A 16,437-nucleotide genomic window follows, 5' to 3' on the forward strand; every position below is an offset into this window, starting at 1 on the left:
GGGGCCGCGGCGGTCGGCCCAACCCCGGGTTAAACCCCCCGGCCGGCCCCCCCCCGGGGGCCCCCCCCCCCCCCCGGGGGGGGGGGGCCGCCGTCGTACCGCCTACAGCGCGGCGAACGCCGCGCCCAGCAACACCGCCCCCAACAAACCCATCACCCACGCCGTACGCCGCAGCCGCATCCCCCCGGCCACCACCAGCGCCGCCAGCAGCAACGACCCCGCGAACGGCACCCACGCATGCAGGATCCCGGCCGCCCCGGTCCGCACCGCACGCGCCGTCCCCGGCTCGACCGTCACCTCGACCCGCTCGCCCTTGCCCCCCGCCGCAGCCTCCGCGATCGTCACCCTGGGCCGCGGCCGGCCATCGCCCCCGGTCGGCACATACGAGCCGGTGCACCGCTCCGCCTCACACGCCGACACCGTCATCATCCCGCGCTCCCGCGCCTTGACGAGCATCGCGTACTGCGCCGTGTGCCACGAGGTCCACACCCCCGCCACCAGCAGCAGCAACGCCAGCAGCCCCATCACCCCGGTCCGGGCGAGAAGCAGCGCCCCATAGGCGCTCTCACCGGCCCGCCGGGTACGACTACGTCTGACCGGACGGGTGCGCGTACTGCTTCTGGGCATGGCGGAGATCCTTGGCCATAACCCGCACCCGGTCAACCTCCGACAACGGTTCGTCAGAGCCTGACCCCCGCTGCCCCATTCAGGAGTTGTACGTACTCTGCGCCCGTTCCAGACCGTCCACGATCAGCGTCTCCACCGCATCCGCGGCACGGTCCACGAAGTAGTCCAGCTCGCGCCGCTCCGCCGAGGAAAAATCCTTCAGCACGAAATCAGCGACCTGCATACGGCCCGGCGGACGCCCGATCCCGAACCGCACCCGGTGATACTCCGCACCCAGCGACTTCGTGATCGACTTCAAACCGTTGTGACCGTTGTCACCGCCACCCAGCTTCAGCCGCAACGCGCCGTAATCGATGTCCAACTCATCATGAATCGCAATGATGTTGCCGACCGGCACCTTGTAGAAATCCCGCAACGCCGTCGTCGGCCCACCCGACAGATTCATGAAAGACAACGGCTTCGCCACCACGACACGACGACTCGACGGACCGGGCGCACCACAACGCCCCTCCACCACCTGCGCCCTCGCCTTGTGCGCCTTGAAACGGCCCCCCATCCGCTCCGCCAGCAAATCCGCCACCATGAAACCCACATTGTGGCGATTACGCGCATACTCCGGGCCCGGATTACCCAGCCCCACCACCAGCCACGGATCAGCGTCCGCCATCTCAGCCACTCCCACATCCGCCGGCGACCCCGCACCGGCCCCGACCGCAACTGCCCATGAAACAGCCCAACCGCCACCCCGCGCCCCAAGGCGCGCGGCAGCGGCTGGACCACTCGCCGAGAAAATCCCTCAGCGAAAAACGACTCAGGCCTCGGCGCCTTCGCCCTCACCCTCGGCGGCCTCCTCGGCCGGAGCCTCGGCCTGCGCCGCGACAACCTGCAGCACGACCGCGTCCTCGTCCACGGCCAGCGTCGAACCCGACGGCAGCGTGACGTCCTTGGCCAGCACCGAAGCGCCCGCGTCCAGACCCTGGACGGAAATCGTGACCGACTCCGGGATGTGGGTGGCCTCGGCCTCGATCGGCAGCGCGTTCAGGACGTGCTCCAGAACGTGCTGGCCCGGCGCCAGGTCGCCCTCGACGTGGATCGGAATCTCGACGGAGACCTTCTCGCCCTTCTTCACGGCCAGGAAGTCCACGTGCACCAGGAACTGGCGGATCGCCTCACGCTGCACGGCCTTGGGGATGACCAGCTCGGTCTTGCCCTCGAAGTCCAGACGGATCAGGGCGTTCGGCGTCTTCAGCGCCATCATCAGCGCGTGGTTGTTGATCGCCACGTGCTGCGGCTCGGCACCGTGGCCGTAGATGACAGCCGGAACCAGGTCGGCGCGGCGCGCACGACGCGCGGCACCCTTACCGAAGTCGGTACGAACCTGGGCGGCGAGCTTGACCTCAGCCATAACGGCACTCCTCGTATCGCAGAAAACATCTGGTGGGCGTCACCCGGCCCACGACAGACCTGCTACGAAGAGCGCGTCGATAACGGACAGCCACCACAAAAGGGCGGCCTCCCTCGCCGAGCAACTCGATGAGTCTACCCGGCCGGAAGGCCGCCCCAAAGTCGATCAGCCCCGGACTACCTCACAGGCCGCCCGGAGCCGTCGCTCACTGCTCCTCGAAGAGGCTCGTCACCGAGCCGTCCTCGAACACCTCACGGAGCGCGCGGGCGATCGTCGGTGCCATCGACAGCACCGTGATCTTGTCAAGCTCCAGCTCCGAAGGCGTCGGCAGCGTATTCGTGAACACGAACTCGCTCACCTTCGAATTCTTCAGCCGGTCCGCCGCCGGACCCGACAGCACGCCGTGCGTCGCCGTCACGATCACATCCGACGCGCCATTCGCGAACAGCGCGTCCGCCGCCGCACAGATCGTGCCACCGGTGTCGATCATGTCGTCGACCAGGACACACACCCGGTCCTTCACATCGCCGACGACCTCGTGCACGGTGACCTGGTTCGCCACGTCCTTGTCACGCCGCTTGTGGACGATCGCCAGCGGCGCACCGAGGCGGTCGCACCAGCGGTCCGCGACCCGCACCCGGCCGGCGTCCGGCGACACCACCGTCAGCTTGTCGCGGTCCACCTTCGCGCCCACGTAGTCCGCGAGGACCGGCAGCGCGAAAAGATGATCCACCGGACCGTCGAAGAAGCCCATGATCTGGTCCGTGTGCAGATCCACGGTCACCACACGGTCCGCACCCGCGGTCTTCATCAGATCCGCGATCAGCCGCGCCGAAATCGGCTCACGGCCACGGTGCTTCTTGTCCTGCCGCGCATAACCGTAGAACGGCACGACCACCGTGATGCTCCGGGCCGAAGCCCGCTTCAGCGCATCAATCATGATCAACTGTTCCATGATCCACTTATTGATCGGAGCCGTGTGGCTCTGAATCAAAAAGCAGTCCGCGCCACGCGCCGACTCCTGATAGCGGACATAGATCTCGCCATTGGCGAAGTCGAATGCCTTCGTCGGGACCAGGCCCACACCCAGCTGGTGCGCGACCTCCTCGGCAAGCTCGGGGTGGGCGCGGCCGGAGAAGAGCATCAGCTTCTTCTCGCCGGTCGTCTTGATCCCGGTCACAGCAAATCTCCTCGAATCACAGTTTGCGTGCGTTCATCACGGTACGCCCCGCACGACGCACCCCTTGCACGGTCACCGCTCGCCCTCGGCATCCTGGCGAGCGGCCGAAGCCGCCTGCGCGGCGGCGCTTCCGGGCCGCTTCCGCGCGACCCAACCCTCGATATTCCGCTGCTGGCCACGCGCGACCGCCAGCGAACCCGGGGGCACATCCTTGGTGATGACCGAGCCCGCCGCCGTATAAGCGCCGTCCCCGACCGTGACCGGAGCCACAAACATGTTGTCCGACCCCGTCTTGCAATGCGACCCGACCGTCGTGTGGTGTTTCGCCTCACCGTCGTAGTTCACAAAAACACTCGCCGCACCGATATTGGTGAAGTCACCGATCGTGGCATCTCCCACATACGAAAGATGCGGCACCTTCGTGCCCTCGCCGATCGACGCGTTCTTCATCTCCACATACGTGCCGGCCTTCGCCTTGGGACCCAGATCCGTCCCCGGCCGCAGATAGGCATACGGGCCGACCTGCGCACCCTCACCGATCCGCGCACCCTCGGCCACCGTGAACGACGCCACCGCGCCCGCACCCACCGACGTGTCCGTCAGCCGGGATTGCGGACCCACCTCGGCACCGGTGGCGATATGCGTGGCACCCCGCAGCTCCGTACCCGGGTGGACCGTCGCGTCCGGCTCGAACGTCACCGACACATCCACCCACGTCGACGCCGGATCCACCACCGTCACACCGGCCAGCATCGCCCGCTCCAGCAGCCGGTCGTTCAGCAGCCGCCGCGCCTGCGCCAACTGCACGCGGTTGTTGATCCCCAGGGTCTCCCGGTGGTCGGGGGAGACCGCCGCACCGACCCGGTGCCCGGCCTCCCGCACGATCCCCAGCACGTCGGTCAGGTACTCCTCGCCCTGGCTGTTGTCCGTACGGACCTTGCCGAGCGCATCCACCAGGAGCTGCGCGTCAAAGGCGAAGACACCCGAGTTGATCTCCCGGATCGCGCGCTGGCCCGCGGTGGCGTCCTTGTGCTCGACGATCGCGGTCACCGCGCCGGTACCCGCCTCGCGCACGATGCGCCCGTAGCCCGTGGAGTCCGGGACCTCGGCGGACAGGACGGTCACGGCATTGCCGTCCGCCGCGTGCGTCTCGCTGAGCAGCCGCAGGGTCTCGCCGGTCAGCAGCGGGGTGTCGCCGCAGACGACGATGACGGTGCCGTCGAGGGCGACACCGCTGTTGCTCAGCTCTTCCAGGGCGGTGCGGACCGCGTGGCCGGTGCCCTTCTGCTCGTGCTGCACGGCGGTGCGGGCGGCGGGGTCGACCTCGGCCAGATGCGCCTGCACCTGCTCACGGGCATGGCCGACGACCACGACGAGATGCTCGGGATCCAGCTCTCGGGAGGCGGCGACGACATGTCCGACGAGGGAGCGGCCGCAGAGTGCGTGCAGGACCTTGGGGGTCGCCGACTTCATACGGGTGCCCTCACCCGCTGCGAGAACGACGACGGCTGCCGGGCGGTTGGCGCTCACGGGGATGCCCTTCGGCTTCTTGGCTACTTCGGGTGGTGGTCACCCGAAGGATACCGGTGCGTATAGCAGCCGAAACGCGGGCGGGTCCTGACTTGGTAGTCAGGACCCGAAATTTGCTTGCCCGTAGCAGTTGCTCCCCCACGAGGATTCGAACCTCGACCGACGACACCAAAAGACGTTGTGCTGCCCTTACACCATGGGGGAGGGCATTGTCAAGCGGTCGGCATTTCGCTACGTCGACCGCTTGGCACCCAACACTATGCCGTACCACCAGCCTTCAATGCGACGGTATAGGTCGGCGCTTTGCAGGACGCGGATCACCAGGCAGCCGTGGTACGCCTTCCCGGCGTTCTTGCGGACGGTCTTGGGGTTGTGCTTCTTGATGGTGGTCTTCTGGAGTGCGGCCACATCGACTCCGACGAGATCGGCCCAGTAGTGCTCGGCACCCGCCACGTCGGCGGTGCGGTGGATCATTACCCGGTAGCCGATTCGTTCCGCTTCCACGCCGAGCAGGCTCAACCAGGCCAGGTAGAGCTGGATCACGTTCGGGTCGCTGTTGACGAAGGTGACGCCCTCCCGTCGGGCATGCGGCTTGTCCTTCGTGCCTTCCGCCCAGTAGAGGGCTACACCGGCGATGAAGAGCTCGCGGTCCGAGAGTGCGCCGATTTCCTGCGTGGCGTAGGCCTTGGTCCGCTGCCGCTCCTCGTCGCGCCGCTTGAGGGTTGCCTCCCAGCCGCGCCGGGCGATGGCCGAGGCCTCTTCGGGGGTGCGGGGTGGCGGCTTCGGCAGGTCCCGTACCCACAGCGAGATCGAACTCTTCGAGCAGCCCAGTTCCACCTGGATCTCGTCGTAGGTCCGGCCCTGCTTCCGCAGTGCGCGGGCGCGGTCGCGCAGGCCGTCCTTGGCGTTCGGGCGGCGGGTCCAGTCGGGGGCGGGGACGCCTTCGAGGAGGCGGTTGAGGATGTCGTTGTTGTGGACGTGGAGGCGGTCGCGGATCTGGCGGCGGCTGAGGCCGGCGCGGCGCAGGGCGACGGCCTGGGTGCGTAACGCGTCGTAGTCCGGGCGGCTCCGATGGGTGTTCGGCATGGGAACAGGGTGCCGTGACCAGGCGTGCGGAAGGGGCGAAAATGTGGGCGATTCAACAGTTCGAGCGATAACCGGTGGTAAGGGCTGGTAATGGGCCTGGTCTATGACCGGTAACGGGGCGGGGAATCGGGGGCGGGCGCCCGTAGGCTGGGCGGTATGACCGCGACGGGGGCAAGTGAAGGTGTGGGCGCGCGGGGTGCGCCGGTGACGGGGCCGTGGTGGTGGGCCCGGCGGCGGAGTGCGGCGCTGGATGTGTTTCTGGCGGTGGCTTCCGCGGCGGAGTGTATGTGGGAGGGCATCGATTTCGCGCATGAGGCGCAGGTGCCCGAGCTGCTGGGGATCGTGCTCGGCCTGCTGGCGGGGCCGGTGCTGCTGGTGCGCCGGCGGTGGCCTGTGGTGGTGGTGCTGGTCTCGATCGCGGTGATGCCCGCGGAGATGGGCGGGCTGCTGAGCGTGGTGGGGCTGTACACGCTGGCCGCGTCGGATGTGCCGCGCCGGATCACGGCCCTGCTGGCGGGCATGACGGTGACGGGGACGTTGGTGACGACGTTCCTCAGCCTGCGGGAGGATGTCGCGGCGCAGCAGGACTTCCATCCGCCGATGTGGTTCGTGCCTTTGATGGCGCTGGCGGTGGGGCTGGTGCTGACGGCGCCGCCGGTGCTGTGGGGGATGTATATCGCGGCCCGGCGGCGGCTGGTGGAGAGCTTGCGGGAGCGGGCGGACGGTCTGGAGCGCGAGCTGTCGCTGCTGGCGGACCGGGCCGAGGAGCGGGCCGAGTGGGCCCGTAACGAGGAGCGGACCCGGATCGCGCGGGAGATGCACGATGTGGTCGCGCACCGGGTGAGTCTGATGGTGGTGCACGCGGCCGCGCTGCAGGCGGTGGCACTGAAGGATCCGGAGAAGGCCTCGAAGAACGCGGGGCTGGTGGGCGACATGGGGCGCCAGGCGCTGACCGAGCTGCGGGAGATGCTGGGGGTGTTGCGTACGGCCGAGGCGGCGGGGCGCGGCGGCGCGGCGTCGGGCGCGCCGGAGCGGCTGGCGGCGGTGGCGTCGCAGGCGGGCGCGAAGGCGACGGTGCAGGCGCGGGCGTCCGAGCCGTCCGCGGGCGGGGCATCGGCCTCGTCCGCGGCGACCGGTGGTTCCGGTCCCGGGGCGGCGGCGTCGCCGGTGTCCGGGGCGGGGGACGCGGATGGCGAGGGACCGTGTCTGAGGGAGCTGGCGGATCTGGTGGGCCAGTCCCGGGCGGCCGGGATGGCGGTCGAGCTGATGGTGGACGGGGCTGCGGAAGACGGGTCTGCGGAGGACGGGGCCGCGGAGGGCGGGTCCGCGGGGGAGGGGACGCCTGCCGTGGCCGGGCGCCGGTATGCGGCGCGGGTGGAGCGGACCGTGTACCGCGTGGTGCAGGAAGCGCTCACGAATGTGCACAAGCATGCGCCGGGTGCGCGGGCGCGGGTGCGGCTGGCGCATCGCGACGGCGAGCTCGCCGTGCAGGTGGAGAACGGGCCCTGTGAGGGCGGCGCGGCCGATGCGGGGTTGCCGAGCGGCGGCAACGGCCTGGTGGGGATGCGGGAGCGGGTGACGGCGCTGGGGGGCGTTTTCGTCTCGGGGCCGACGGAGGCGGGTGGGTTCCGGGTGTCGGCGGTTGTTCCGGCCTCCGACGTGGCCGTGCCGCCACGGCCGTGACTTCCCACGTGGCCGTGCCGCGACGGCCGTGACTTCCCACGTGGCCGTGCCGCCCCGGCCGTGACTTCCCACGGTGCCGGGTGATCCGCCGTTTTTCCTTCTGTGGTTCTTTCCCGCCCCCTCCTGTCCGTTGTGGGCTCCACCCCCGGAGGCCCGCCACCGGCACCCACCACGAACAGCAAGCGGCCCGGCCGACGCCTACGGCGTCAGCCGTAAGTCGCGAAGCCGAGCCGGCCCGGCCTCGTGCCCAGCACCAGTGTTCCGAGGGCGCTGTCGAGGTCGGGGCCCAGGTACCAGTCGCCGGTGTGGTCGAGGCTGTAGACGCGGCCTTCGGTGTCGATGGCGAGGGTGGCCTGGCCGTAGGTGGTGCCGTCGGTGGTGAGTTCTTCGCGGCCGAGGGGGGCCACGTCGGTTTGCAGTGCGCGGCCGAGGTCGCCGAGGGTGCGGGCGAGGTGGAGTCCGTGCAGGGGGTTGATGGCGAACGGGGTGGGGGCGATGTGGCGCCCGGGGCCGGGGCCGGTGATGTGCAGGTCGCCGAATTCGGCCCAGGCCTCGACGGCCGCGGGGAAGACGGTGTGGCGGTGGCCGGCGGGGGAGGTGTGGGCGCGGAGGGTGTCGGCCCAGTGTTCGGCCTGCTGTATGTCCCAGCGGCCGGGCTGCCAGCCGGCTTCCTGGAGGGCGACGTCGACGGCGGCGGGGAAGCGGGTCGAGTCGACGCGGTCGTGGGCCGGGGTGCGGGGGCCGGGGGTGGTGGGCGGCATGGTGGCGGTCAGCTTCCTGTGGGCGTGGTGCCGCTGATGGGCATGACGCCGAAGTGGGCGAGGAGTGCGTCGCAGGAGCGACAGGGCGGGGCGTAGCTGCCGTGCTGGGGGTCGCCGTCCTCGCGGATGTGGCGTGCGGTGATCTTGGAGTGTTTCAGGGAGCGGCGGGCTTCGCCATTGGTGAGGGGTTTGCGGGAGGCGCGTTTGCCGCGGTTGCCCTCGACGGCCGTGAGGTGGCGGGAGAGCAGGACGGCTTCGGGGCAGCGTCCGGTGAAACGTTCGCGCTGTGCGGTGGCGAGGGTGTCGAGGAAATCCTGGACCAGCGGGTGCAGCGCGGGGGGCTGTTCGGCCTTGCTCGCGGTGCAGGTGAGGGTTTGTCCGCGTACGGACAGGGCGGCGCCGATGGTGGGGAGGATGCCGTCGCGGCGGTGGTGGAGGGCGGGCGCGCTATGGGCGTCTGTGGTGCCGCTCCAGCCGATGCGTGGGTCGCCGGCGGCGGTGCGGGGATCGCCGGCGGCTGAGTTGTGGTGGCGTGCGGTGGTGCTCATGGTGGTGCTTTCCCTCCCCGAATCCCCGTGGTGCTGGGGGTCTCCCCGCCAATGGTGGGGGAGGGTCAGCCTGCCAAATGTGCTGGGTGTTGCGGTAGTCGGGCGGCCTGTCGGCGATGTCACGGCGAGCTGACGGGGCGTCGGGCGCGGTGGAACGCGGCTGGTGGGCGGGGTGGTGCGCGGGGGGCTCGGGGGTGGTGTGCCGGTGGGTGACGCCGGTGTGTCGCGGGGCTGACGTGTGGGGCAGGCGGGCGGGGGCGGGTGTTGCGGTACGGCATAGGCTGTGCCCCAAAGCCAGCTTTCAGCCAGGGGGCAACCGCGATGACGACAGGTCGGCAAGGGCTGGGGGCACACCCCGGCCCCCAGGTGGTGGGGGGTACCGTCCCACCGAATGCGGCCTATGCCGGACAGGTCGTGCATTTTCCGGATCCGGTCCGGGCCACGCGGTACCCCGCCGGGGTGCGGATGGACGCCCGCGGCTTCCCGGAGTTCTCGCCGTATGCGCGCGCCGCGGCGGAGATCGCCGAGCCGCCGGAGGGTTTCGGCGTCGACGAGCTGCGGCTGACGGACTATGTGTCGGCGAATGCGGCCCTGCACGCGCAGGGGCACGAGCTGTGGATAGATGTACCGGCCGTGGCGACGCCGCACGGCTGGACCTGGCATCACGTGGCCGGTACCCGGCGGATGGAGCTGATCCCGGTCGAGGTGAAGGCGCTGTTGCGCCATCACGGCGGGCTGGCGACGGCCGCGGTGGCACACGACCGGCGTGGTACCCGGCCGCTGCAGGAGACCCGGCCGGTGCATTTCGGGCTGCCGCACCGCGATCTGTCGGTGGGTGAGGAGCAGGTGGCGCAGGCCGAGGAGGCGCTGGGCTACCGGCTGCCGGGTGCCTACCGGTCGTTCCTGAAGGCCGCGGGCGGCTGCGCTCCGGTGGGCGCGGCGCTGGACGCGGAGTTGGGGCTGCTGCTCGACCAGCCGTTCTTCACGGTGCGCGACGACGCGGCGGTCAACGACTTGATCTATGTGAACAAGTGCCTGCGGGACCACTTCACCAAGGACTACCTGGGCGTGGCGTTCGTCCAGGGCGGTGTGGTCGCGGTGAAGGTGCGCGGCGAGGCGCTCGGTTCGGTGTGGTTCTGCCCGTACGACGACGCGCGGGACCAGGACGGCTGGACGGTGCAGGAGCGGGTGGAGCGGCTGCTGTTGCCGTGCGGCGCGGATTTCGATGACTTTCTGCAGCGGCTGGTGGGCAATCCGCCGGAGCTGGACACCGTGGCGAACCTGATGGTCGACGGCGGTTTTGCGTACGCGGTTGCGGTGGGGGGCTGAGCACGGTGGTGACGTTCGCGCAGGCGCAGGAGCGCGCGGAGCTGTGGGTGAACGGCGACGTCCCGGCGCCGCTGCATCGTGAGGTGCGGGTGCGGGAGTTCGATCTGGGCTTCGTGGCCTGGGCCGAGGACCGGGAGGGTGGTCCGTCGACGGACGGCGGCCGGGCCCGGATGGTGATCGCGCGGGACAGCGGGGAGACGACGCTGTGGCCGGGGCTGCCGGTGGGTGAGGTGATCCGGCGTTACGAGGAGACGTACGGCGCTCCCGCGGACGGCGGGTACGGCGCGCCCGAGGTGCCGCCGCAGCGGATCGACCTGGAGGCCACGTCGTTTCTGCTGACGCCGCCGGAGTGGCTGCAGGAGGTGGCGGACACGATCGGCGGGCCGGGCCGGCGGGGTGCCGGGAGCACGGGTGCGACGGGAGCTGCGGGCCCGGCGCCGGCGGCTTCGCCCGGGGCTTCTCCGTCCGCTGCGCCCGCGTCCGCTGGGCCTGCGCCCGCTGCGCCCGCGTCCGCTGCCGAGCCGCCGGCCTCGGACGCCTGGGCGGGGGTGAACGTGAACGGCACCGAGGGTGCGGCCGCCCACGCAGGTGAGGAGGCGGCCGCGGCCCCCGGCGCGGCCGGTGCGCCGACGCCGTGGGCCGGGACGGACACGACCGCCGGTGCGGGGGGCGACGACCGCTCGGTGGGGCTGCCCGCGACGGTCTTCGCGCCGCCGCTGGCCGGTTTCGACGAGGAGGACGACACCCCGCAGGTGCCCCGCGCCCGGCCGGAGGCGAAGACCGAACTGCTGCACGGCGGCAGTCAGTTGCCGCGTACGCAGGTGGCGCCCGCGCTGGACCTGCCGCACGAGGCCGGTCCCGGTGCGGGCCCCGGGGCCGGTCCCGGGGCCGGTCAGGTGCGCCCGGCCGGCGGGCCGGGCGGCGTCCCCGTACCGCCGCCGATGCCTGCCGCGCCGCCCGCCGCTGCGGGGCTGCCGGATCTGCCGCCGCCGTCCGGCCCGCCGGTCGCCGACGTACCGCCCCCGCCGGGTGCCCCTGCGCCCGGTCCCGGGACGCCGCCCGCGCCGCCCGCGGGCGGTGGGGATGCCGGGGTGCATGCCGCGGCGACGATGCTGGCCGATGGTTCGTCGCTGCCCGGTAACGCCGCCGCGGCTCCGCCGCCTCCCGGTGTGCCCGGTCCCGCCGGTGCGGGCCCGTCCGGCGGGCCCGCGGCGTCCGGTCCCGGCGCGTCCGGAGCCCCGGCCGGTGGCTACGTACCGACGCAGATGGTCTCGCAGCTGGATGCGGCGGAGCTGGATCTCAGTGCGGTGGACGGACCGGGCGGGACGGACGGGCCGGGTGCGACCGGTGGTCCCGAGGGGCCCGGCGCTTCCGGCTCCGGCAGTCCGGACGGTCCGCCTCCGCCTCCGCCCGCCGCGCCACCCGCCCCGCCCGCCGCGGGTGGCGCCGGTGGTGGGGTGCATGCCGCGGCGACGATGCTGGCCGATGGTGCGTCGCTGCAGGCCGGTCTCGCGGGTGCCAACGGGCCGGGTGCCAATGGTCCCGGTGCCCACGGGCCCGGCGGCGGTACCGGCGGCCCCGGTATGCCGCCGCCGGCCGGCCCCGTCGCCCCGCCCCAGGCCCCGCCCCAGGCCCCGCCCGGTCAGCCCGCCCAGCCCGCGCCTCCGCAGGGACAGCCCGGAGCGCAGCAGGGTCCCGGTGCCCCGCCCGCCGGCGGCAGCGGCGCGTACGGCTATCCGCAGGCGCCCAGCGGTCAGCCGACCGTCGGTCCGGGCTATATGGCCGTGCTCAGCTACCGCGCGCCGGACGGCTCCGAGCAGAAGATCGTGCGTCGTTCGGCGCCCGGTACGCCGCATCCGGAGTGGCAGCTGCTGCACGAGCTGCGCGGGATGAACGTTCCCCCGCAGCAGGTGCTGGAGCTGCACACGGAGCTGGAGTGCTGCGATCTGCCGGGCGGCTACTGCGCCCGGATGATCCGGGACACCTGGCCGCAGGTGCGGATCAGCCATACCGCCGCGTACGGCAGGGACCATGCCTCCCGCCAGCAGGGCGTACGGCATCTCGTCGAGCATCAGGGCGAGTTGCACCAGGTCGCGGACGGTCCGGCGCGGCCGGCGCCGGTGCGGGTGCCGTTGCCGCATCCGTCGCAGGTGCAGCCGGTGCCCCCGGTGCCGCCGCAGGCGATCGGACAGGAGCTGGAGCAGGCGTTCGGACCGCAGGGGATCTTCCGTTTCGATCAGCGGGCGGTCTCCCGGCACGGCGTGCCCGAGGTGGTGGCGCAGACGCTGGTGTGGTCCGGGCTGCCGGTCGACTTCGGGCCGTTCTTCTGGGCGCAGGCGCAGCCGCACCGGCCGGTGCCGACGCTGGCGGAGCTGGCGGCGGAGCGGATGGTGCAGCCCGCCTCGGATGCCGGGTCGTATCTGGTGATGGGCAATGACTTCGGCCGTCAGTTGTGTGTGCAGTACGGGACCGCGCACATCGTGGCGGTGCCGATGGAGGCCGGTCCCGGCGGTGCGCCCGCGACACCGCAGTTCGTGAACTCCGGTCTGCCGGAGTTCGCGCGGTGTCTGGCGATGCTGGGGCGGATGTGGCGACTGCGGTACGGGCTGACGCCCGAGCAGGCGGGCCGCTGGACCGTGGACTTCCAGGCGCAGCTGGTCGCGCTGGACCCGCCGGCGCTGGGGTCGCCGGAGACCTGGTGGTCGGTGCTGCTGGAGCAGATGTGGGACGGGCTGCTGTAGGGACGGTGGCGGCGCTCCACCGGGGGCGGCGGCGGACTCCGCGGTAGCGGCATGGTCAGGGCGTTCGACGAGCGGTACGGGTCGGGTGCCCTGACCATGCCTATATGGGCCGTCCGATACCCCCGTTGTCGCAGCCGTCGTCGTCGACGCCGGCGACGCTGTACCGGGCGGGGCGGCCGCGCTGGTGGCACCGGCGGCGGACGGCCAGGTCACTGCGCGGGCCGGGCCCGCCCCGGCGCCGGTGGGCGTGGCTCGTCTGGCTCCTGGTGACGCTGCTGGTGCTGGCCGTGGTGGTGGTCGCGATCGGGGCCTGGCTGTACGTCTCGGCGGGGCGGCAGCTGCGGCACCGGGACGCGCTGGCCGACTATCCGGGGCGGCCGCCCGCGGGCAAGGGCACGAACTGGCTGCTGGTCGGCTCGGACAGCCGCGGTGCGCTGACCCCGCGGCAGCGCAAGGACCTGCACGTCGGCAACAACGAGGTGCAGAACACCGACACGATCATGGTGCTGCACTACGGCGATCACGGACCGGCGCTGGTCAGCCTGCCGCGCGACAGCTATGTCCCGATACCGGGCCACGGCAGCCGCAAGATCAACGAGGCCTATGCGGACGGCGGGCCCCAGCTGCTCACCCGAACGGTGGAGCAGGCGACCGGGCTGCGGATGGACCGCTATGCCGAGGTGGACTTCCTGGGCTTCGTGCAGGTCGTGGACGCCCTGGACGGTGTGCGGCTGTGTCTGGACAAGCCGCTGCGGGACGAGAAGTCGGGGGCGGACTTCGCGGCGGGCTGCCGGCGGATGAACGGCGCCCAGGCGCTGGCGTACGTACGGGCCCGGTATGCCGACCCCGACGGTGACCTCGGACGGGTGAAGCGCCAGCGGCAATTGCTCGGTGCGGTTGCCGACGAGATGGCCTCCCCGGACGTCCTGCTCGATCCGTCCCGGCTGCAGCGGGTGCTGCACACCTCGCTGGCGGCGCTGACCGTGGACCGGGGCGCCGACATGGCGCGGGTGCTGGATATGGGCTGGTCGATGAAGCAGATCGCCGGGGGCGGCGGGACGGCGACGACGGTTCCGGTGGTGCGGCCCGGGGTGATGGTGAGCGGCGTCGGGGCGGTGCTGCAGTGGGACGAAACCGGGGCGAGGCGGTTGTTCCAGGCGCTGCGCGCAGATGATCGGATTCCGACTTCTGGCGATAAATAACGCATCCTGGTGGGTGGATTGGACGGAGTGCCGCGAGGTTGCGGCTTTCGGTGCGATCCGCGGGAAGTGCGGGTCACTGCACGGTGCTGCACGGAATCATGCGAGATGAAGCGGAACGCTGCGGGTCGCGCGACTGCTGTGCGCGGCGGAGAGGGGCTTGAGGGATGAGTGCATCGGTTTCGCCTCACGGGTTCGAGGCCGTACGAGGACGTGGCTACCGGCCGGAGGACGTGGACCGCCGGGTCACGGGGCTCTCGGTGGACCGCGACTCCTGCTGGGAGCGCGCCGCACGGCTCACCGTCCTGTCCAAGCAGATGGAGGCCGAACTCGCGGAGCTGCGTGCCTATCTGGCGCAGCAGCCGCCGCAGACGTATGAATCGCTCGGCAGCGACGCCCGGCTGATCCTGACGACCGCGGAGTCCGAGGCGGCACGGCTGCGGGCCGAGGCGGAGCAGGCGGCCGAGCGGACGCGCGGGGAGGCCGCCGCCCACGCGGACGACGTCCGGGACGCGGCCGAGCGGGCGGCCTACGCGCTGCGGGCCGAGGCGGATACCCGGGCCCGGCGCACGGACCGGGCGGCGCGCGGGGAGGCCGCGGAACTGGCGGCCGAGGCGGCCGAGGACGCCGAGCGGCTGCGCAGTGAGGCGGCCGAGGGGCTGGCGGAGGTGCGCCGGCGCACCGCGCAGTTGCTCAGCGATCAGGAGAAGCGGCAGACGGACGAGTGGGACGCGGCCGGGCGGGAGCTCGTGGCGCTGGAGGCGGAGACGGACCGGCACGTCGCGGAGCTGGACGCCCGCGGGAAGGCCCTCCGCGCCGATGCCCGGCGGCTGTACGCGGAGGCGGAGGAAGCCGCCCGGCACCGTCAGGAGGACGGCGAGGACCGCGCCGCCGGACTCCTGGCCCAGGCCCGGGCGGAGGAGGAACGCGCCGAGCGGACCACGGAGCGGATCCTGCGCGAACACGACGCGGAGCGCGAAGAGGTACGCGTCCATATGACCCATGTCCGCAACAGCCTGGCGGTGCTCACCGGGAAGGCGCCGGTGGCGGAGGGGGGCGACGAGGGCGCCGGGAGCGTGGAGGACGGCGGACGGCACGAGGCCACCGGCACCGCCACCGCAGCCGTCACCGCCGCCGGTTCCGGTTCCGGTTCCGGTCCCGGCTCCGACGAGGACGACACCCTGGAGACGCAGCTGCCCCGTCGGCGCGGCGGCCCGGGAGCCTGACCGCACCGCCCGCCCCGCCCGGCCTGCCGCCCGCCCGCGGAGGTAGCCGGTGGCATGGGCGGTGAGGGCGCCGGGGTGCCGGCGCGCATCCGGCCCGGCGCGACACGGCAGGCCCCGGTGTACGGCATGCCGGGGGGCCGCGGCGCGAGGGTGTCCCGGATCACAATGATCCGCGCGCGTCAGGGGTTTGCGTGCATGGAGCCCCTTTTGTGCACCGGACGCATTCGGACATAGTGATCAAGTTGTCTCCTGGGCCGCCATGTCCGGCCTTGCGGAATGCAGGGTTCCCGTGAGGGCGCCCGGGCATTTCCGTTAATTCCCCCTGTGAAACCGCGCCACCACGCTATTTTCCTCCCCGGGGCCGATTTCGTATACGGCTCCTCTGCAGCATGAAATCGGGGAAGGAAACAAGTGAACACGATGCGGACCTCTTTCGGAGGTGTCGTACTGGCCGGCGTCCTCGCTCTGGGGACGGCGGCACCCGCGCTCGCCGCGGCGCCGGCAAAGGAGGCGGTCACGACCGGACCGTCCACCGTGGCGCGGCAGATCTCCGCGGCGGACGTGGCCGGTCCCGCGGTCGGCGGGGCGTACCGGCTGAAGAAGCTCAAGTCGCTGACCAGCAAGGGGCAGGCGTCCCAGGACGCCTGGTTCAAGTACCTCGGGCTGTACCGCTCGGGCTCGAATTACTTCCGTTTCAACTGGAGCACCAACGGCTGCAACAGCTCGCCCGAGAAGCTGCCGGGCGGCTACGACTTCACCTACTCCTGCCACCGCCACGACTTCGGTTACCGCAACTACAAAACCATTGTGGGCAAGCCGGCCTGGCGCCGGGACCACAAGAAGCGCATCGACGACGTATTCCTGCAGGACATGCGCAAGGCCTGCCAGTACAAGCCCTGGGCCGACCCGCTCACCCCGGCGATGCGGAAGAAAATGAAGTCCGCCTGCCTCAAGACCGCGGACAAGTACTACGCCGCGGTCAGGGTCGCCGGCTGATCTGCCGCTCCTGGCTGATCTGCGCCGCTCCGGGCCGGCGGCTCGCGCCGCGGCCGGGAGCGCGTCCCCGGCGCGTGCTGTCCGGCGCGCCGGGGCCCTCCCGGGCTTGCGGCCCGCCCGGGTCGC

Annotated in this window: 14 protein-coding genes and 1 tRNA gene; 6 read left to right on the forward strand and 9 right to left on the reverse strand. The window is 71.7% G+C overall.

The annotated features are described in order from the left end of the window. Positions 1–102 precede the first annotated feature (102 nt). The 7 genes from ACGFR7_RS28565 to ACGFR7_RS28595 form a co-directional block, all read right to left on the reverse strand. Positions 103–627 (reverse strand): hypothetical protein, encoded by a 525-nt coding sequence (locus ACGFR7_RS28565; protein ID WP_393324842.1) that lies wholly within the window; start codon positions 625–627, stop codon positions 103–105. A gap of 79 nt (positions 628–706) precedes the next feature. After that, positions 707–1,294: an aminoacyl-tRNA hydrolase gene (gene pth / locus ACGFR7_RS28570; RefSeq protein WP_159481256.1), complete on the reverse strand. Its 588-nt coding sequence runs from the start codon at positions 1,292–1,294 to the stop codon at positions 707–709. Positions 1,295–1,438: 144 nt separating this feature from the next. Then, positions 1,439–2,032: a 50S ribosomal protein L25/general stress protein Ctc gene (locus ACGFR7_RS28575; protein WP_393324843.1), complete on the reverse strand. Its 594-nt coding sequence runs from the start codon at positions 2,030–2,032 to the stop codon at positions 1,439–1,441. A 205-nt stretch (positions 2,033–2,237) separates the two neighbouring features. Then, positions 2,238–3,212, reverse strand: a complete 975-nt coding sequence (locus ACGFR7_RS28580) for a ribose-phosphate diphosphokinase (RefSeq protein ID WP_006605140.1) — start codon at positions 3,210–3,212, stop codon at positions 2,238–2,240. Positions 3,213–3,284: 72 nt separating this feature from the next. Continuing rightward, the gene (gene glmU / locus ACGFR7_RS28585; RefSeq protein ID WP_393324845.1) at positions 3,285–4,742 is read right to left on the reverse strand and encodes a bifunctional UDP-N-acetylglucosamine diphosphorylase/glucosamine-1-phosphate N-acetyltransferase GlmU; all 1,458 of its coding nucleotides are present in this window, start codon (positions 4,740–4,742) and stop codon (positions 3,285–3,287) included. 133 nt (positions 4,743–4,875) lie between these two features. Then, a tRNA-Gln gene (locus ACGFR7_RS28590) sits at positions 4,876–4,946 on the reverse strand. 27 nt (positions 4,947–4,973) lie between these two features. Further along, on the reverse strand, positions 4,974–5,828 hold the full coding sequence (locus tag ACGFR7_RS28595) for a hypothetical protein (RefSeq protein WP_393324847.1): 855 nt from the start codon (positions 5,826–5,828) through the stop codon (positions 4,974–4,976). 156 nt (positions 5,829–5,984) lie between these two features. Here ACGFR7_RS28595 and ACGFR7_RS28600 point away from each other — a divergent pair, with 156 nt between their 5' ends. Then, the gene (locus ACGFR7_RS28600) at positions 5,985–7,511 is read left to right on the forward strand and encodes a sensor histidine kinase (RefSeq protein WP_393324849.1); all 1,527 of its coding nucleotides are present in this window, start codon (positions 5,985–5,987) and stop codon (positions 7,509–7,511) included. Between the two features lie 206 nt (positions 7,512–7,717). On the opposite strand, the gene ACGFR7_RS28605 is transcribed toward ACGFR7_RS28600, so the two are convergent. Beyond that, positions 7,718–8,272, reverse strand: a complete 555-nt coding sequence (locus tag ACGFR7_RS28605; RefSeq protein WP_393324851.1) for an SUKH-3 domain-containing protein — start codon at positions 8,270–8,272, stop codon at positions 7,718–7,720. A gap of 8 nt (positions 8,273–8,280) precedes the next feature. Further along, complete coding sequence (locus ACGFR7_RS28610; RefSeq protein WP_393324852.1) at positions 8,281–8,820, reverse strand: YwqJ-related putative deaminase; 540 nt, start codon at positions 8,818–8,820, stop codon at positions 8,281–8,283. Between the two features lie 321 nt (positions 8,821–9,141). Between ACGFR7_RS28610 and ACGFR7_RS28615 the strand changes: the two genes are divergently transcribed. From ACGFR7_RS28615 to ACGFR7_RS28635, 5 genes are all read left to right on the forward strand, one after another. Beyond that, complete coding sequence (locus ACGFR7_RS28615; RefSeq protein ID WP_393324854.1) at positions 9,142–10,149, forward strand: SMI1/KNR4 family protein; 1,008 nt, start codon at positions 9,142–9,144, stop codon at positions 10,147–10,149. Between the two features lie 5 nt (positions 10,150–10,154). After that, on the forward strand, positions 10,155–12,890 hold the full coding sequence (locus ACGFR7_RS28620) for an SUKH-4 family immunity protein (RefSeq protein WP_393324856.1): 2,736 nt from the start codon (positions 10,155–10,157) through the stop codon (positions 12,888–12,890). 266 nt (positions 12,891–13,156) lie between these two features. Then, positions 13,157–14,092 (forward strand): LCP family protein, encoded by a 936-nt coding sequence (locus ACGFR7_RS28625; RefSeq protein WP_393325027.1) that lies wholly within the window; start codon positions 13,157–13,159, stop codon positions 14,090–14,092. 164 nt (positions 14,093–14,256) lie between these two features. Further along, positions 14,257–15,315 carry a cellulose-binding protein gene (locus ACGFR7_RS28630; RefSeq protein ID WP_393324858.1) on the forward strand — a complete coding sequence of 353 codons (1,059 nt, stop codon included), beginning with the start codon at positions 14,257–14,259 and terminating at the stop codon, positions 15,313–15,315. 420 nt (positions 15,316–15,735) lie between these two features. Next, on the forward strand, positions 15,736–16,311 hold the full coding sequence (locus ACGFR7_RS28635; RefSeq protein ID WP_393324859.1) for a phospholipase A2: 576 nt from the start codon (positions 15,736–15,738) through the stop codon (positions 16,309–16,311). Positions 16,312–16,437 lie beyond the last annotated feature (126 nt).

Origin of the sequence: Streptomyces sp. NPDC048516 (assembly GCF_043199875.1) — a bacterium.
In the GTDB taxonomy this organism is placed as follows: domain Bacteria; phylum Actinomycetota; class Actinomycetes; order Streptomycetales; family Streptomycetaceae; genus Streptomyces.